We start from the raw sequence: 3,635 nt of genomic DNA on the forward strand, positions 1-3,635 counted from the left end.
GACCCGGGGCCCACGCAGGATCGTCACCAGCGCGGCGTCCCGCGGCAGCTGCAACTTGCGCACCGGCTTGCCGCCCCACGGCGTGTCGTCGGGCAGCGTGATCTCGACAAGATTGGCCTGACCGCTCCGGAATTCCATCAGCCGCACCAGGTCTCCGACCGCGACCGCCTCCTCGATCAAGGAAGCCAGCATCCGCGGGGTGGACACCGCCACGTCGACGCCCCAGGCATCGGTGAACAGCCACTCGTTTCGGGGATCGTTGACCCGGGCCACCACCCGGGGTACCGCGAACTCGGTTTTGGCCAGCAAGCTGAGCACGACGTTCGCTTTATCGTCGCCGGTGGCCGACACCACGACGTCGAAATCCTCCAGGCCTATCGACTGCAGCACGCTCATCTCGCATGCGTCGCCGAGCCGCCAGTGCGCGCCCTTGATGGCGTCGACGTCGATGTGCTCGGGGTTGCGCTCGATCAGCGACACGTCGTGACCGTTTTCCAGCAGTTCGCGCGCGACCGAGCGGCCGACCGCGCCCGCCCCTGCAATGGCTACCTTCATCGGCGCCGCTCCTCCTCATCGCTGCGTCCCCCTCGCCGCTGCGCGGCTGGGGGTGCCCCCACTGCATCGTCGTCGGCGTGCTTCATGGCTCGAGGTCTTCGCTGGGTGGCAACGCCGCGATGGCCAATGCCTCTGCCACGCGGCCGGAAATGGCGGCGATATAGACCTGGTCGCCGGCCTGGATCACCGTCTTCGGCTCCGGAAGCACGCCGGTGCCGAATCGGATCAGAAACGCCACCCGAGAACGGGTGGCCGTCTCCAGATCGGTGGCCCGGCGGCCCACCCAGTCCTCGTGCAGCGCCACCTCGACGACCGCGACGGTCCCGGTCGGGTCTCGCCACTTGGTGGTCTCGGTATCTCGGGTGAGCGCGTTGAGCAGCCGATCGGTGGTCCAGGGCACGGTGGCAATCGTCGGAATGCCGAGCCGTTCGTAGACCTCCGCACGCTTGGCGTCATAGATTCGCGCGACCACCCGCGGCACCTGAAAGATCTCCCGAGCCAGCCGAGCCGAAATGATGTTGGAGTTGTCCCCGGATGACACCGCGGCGAACGCATCGGCTTCCTCGATGCCGGCCCTGAGCAGCACGTCTCGATCGAAACCCAGGCCGAGGACTCGCTCACCGGCGAAGTCGGGGCTCAGCCGGCCAAACGCGGTGCTGTCGCTGTCGATGATCGCGACGTCGTGGCCGATCCGGGACAACCCGTCGGCCACCGACGACCCCACCCTGCCGCAGCCCATCACAACCACTCGCACTTGCGCGTCCTCTCGGGAGGATGCCAGCCAGTTCGGGCCGGAACGTTGTCGTCCAGAGAACCGTACCGGCAATCCCGGGTGGGCTTACTCTTGGCTCTCGTGTCCAAACTTTCGACCGCGGCGCGTCGACTGGTTTTGGGTCGGCCGTTTCGCAGCGATCGGCTGAGCCACACACTGCTGCCCAAGCGGATCGCCTTGCCGGTGTTCGCTTCCGATGCGTTGTCCTCGGTGGCCTACGCCCCCGAAGAGGTCTTCCTGATGCTGTCGGTGGCCGGGCTGGCGGCGTACTCGTTGACACCCTGGATCGGCCTGGCGGTGGCGGCGGTGATGCTGGTCGTGGTGGCCAGCTACCGGCAGAACGTGCATGCCTACCCATCCGGAGGTGGCGACTACGAAGTGGTCACCGCCAACCTGGGCGCCAACGCCGGCCTTACCGTCGCGAGCGCCCTGATGGTGGATTACGTTCTCACGGTGGCTGTTTCGACAGCATCGGCCATGTCGAACATCGGATCTGCCATTCCGTTCGTGGCTACCCACAAGGTGTTGTTCTGCGTGACCGCGATCCTGCTGGTGATGGCGATGAACCTGCGCGGTGTGCGTGAGTCCGGGGTGGCCTTCGCGATTCCGACCTACGCGTTCATCGTCGGCGTCGGCCTCATGCTCGGTTGGGGACTGTTCCGGATTTACGTCTTTGGCGAGCCGCTTCGGGCCGAGTCCGCCGGCTTCGTGATGCATGCCGAGCGTAGCCAGATCACCGGGTTTGCTTTTGTGTTTCTGGTGGCGCGATCGTTCTCATCGGGCTGTGCGGCGCTCACCGGTGTGGAAGCGATCAGCAACGGAGTGCCGGCATTCCGGAAGCCCAAGTCGCGTAATGCGGCAACGACACTGCTTCTGCTGGGCACGATTTCGGTCAGCTTGTTGATGGGCATCATCCTGCTGGCGGAGAAGACCAGGGTGCAGATCGTCGAGGATCCCGCCACCCAGCTGAGCGGTAGCCCGCACGACTATGAACAGAAGACTCTGGTGACTCAGATCGCGCAGACGGTGTTCGGCAGCTTCCACATCGGTTTTCTGCTGATCGCAGCCGTGACCGCGCTCATCCTGGTGCTGGCGGCCAATACGGCGTTCAACGGGTTCCCGGTACTGGGCTCGGTGCTCGCGCAGCACAGTTATCTTCCGCGCCAACTACATACGCGGGGCGACCGGCTGGCATTCTCCAACGGCATCGTGTTCCTGGCGGTGGCGGCTCTCGCGGCGATCATTGCGTTCCGCGCGCAGGTCACCGCGCTGATTCAGCTCTACATCGTCGGGGTGTTCATTTCGTTCACACTGAGCCAAATCGGCATGGTCCGACATTGGACTCGGCTGCTGCGCAATGAGACCGATCCCGCCGTCCGGCGCACGATGCTGCGGTCCCGGGTGGTCAACACGATCGGGTTCGTGTCCACCGGCACGGTGCTGTTCGTGGTATCGATCACCAAGTTTCTTGCCGGGGCCTGGATCGCTGTCGTCGCCATGGTTTTGCTTTTCGTCGTCATGAAGATGATCCGCAAGCATTACGATGCCGTCAGCCAGGAACTGGAGCAGCAGGCTGCCGAAGACACGGATGTCGTCTTGCCCAGCCGCAACCATGCCGTGGTACTGGTGTCGAAGTTGCATCTGCCGACACTGCGCGCGCTGGCCTACGCACGCGCGACGCGGCCCGATGTGCTGGAGGCCGTCACAGTGAGCGTCGACGATGCGGAGACCCGGGATTTGGTCCGCAGATGGCAAGACAGCGATATCAGCGTCCCGCTGAAAGTCATCGCTTCGCCATACCGCGAAATCACAGGCCCAATACTGGATTACGTCAAACGATTGAGCAAAGAATCGCCGCGCACCGTGGTGACGGTCTTTCTTCCGGAGTACGTCGTGGGGCACTGGTGGGAGCACGTGCTGCACAACCAGAGCGCGCTGCGGCTGAAGGGCCGGTTGCTGTTCATGCCGGGGGTAATGGTGACATCGGTTCCCTGGCAGTTGAGTTCGTCGGAGCGGCTCAAGACGCTGCATCCGCATGCGGCACCGGGCGACGCCCGTCGGGGGATCTTCGATTGACAACCGCTTTGGGAGAACTGACGTTGACCGTCGGTGCGCCGGCCAACGGGGGCAGCTGCGTGGCACGTCACGACGGCCGGGTGGTGTTCGTCCGCTACGCGCTGCCCGGTGAGCGGGTGCGGGCCCGGGTCACCGCGGATCGGGGTTCTTACTGGCATGCCGAGGCGGTCGAGGTAGTCGAGCCGTCCGACGACCGTAGGGCGTCGCTATGCCCGATCGCCGGGGTGGAGGG

4 protein-coding genes are annotated in these 3,635 nt (G+C 65.0%); 2 read left to right on the top strand and 2 right to left on the bottom strand.

Annotated features, from left to right (window positions below):
* Together WAN71_RS24490 and WAN71_RS24495 are read right to left on the bottom strand one after the other, a co-directional pair.
* Positions 1–555, bottom strand: a 555-nt coding sequence (locus tag WAN71_RS24490) for a potassium channel family protein (protein ID WP_422227812.1), incomplete at its 3' end; no start/stop codon positions are given.
* A gap of 82 nt (positions 556–637) precedes the next feature.
* Entirely contained in the window at positions 638–1,309 is a 672-nt protein-coding gene (locus WAN71_RS24495) for a potassium channel family protein (RefSeq protein WP_422227813.1), read from the bottom strand.
* A 99-nt stretch (positions 1,310–1,408) separates the two neighbouring features.
* Between WAN71_RS24495 and WAN71_RS24500 the strand changes: the two genes are divergently transcribed.
* Positions 1,409–3,403, top strand: a complete 1,995-nt coding sequence (locus WAN71_RS24500) for an APC family permease (RefSeq protein ID WP_422227814.1) — start codon at positions 1,409–1,411, stop codon at positions 3,401–3,403.
* Positions 3,400–3,635, top strand: a 236-nt coding sequence (locus tag WAN71_RS24505; protein ID WP_422227815.1) for a TRAM domain-containing protein, incomplete at its 3' end; no start/stop codon positions are given. The genes WAN71_RS24500 and WAN71_RS24505, both read left to right, overlap by 4 nt.

Source organism: Mycobacterium sp. (assembly GCF_049280035.1).
Lineage (GTDB): Bacteria > Actinomycetota > Actinomycetes > Mycobacteriales > Mycobacteriaceae > Mycobacterium.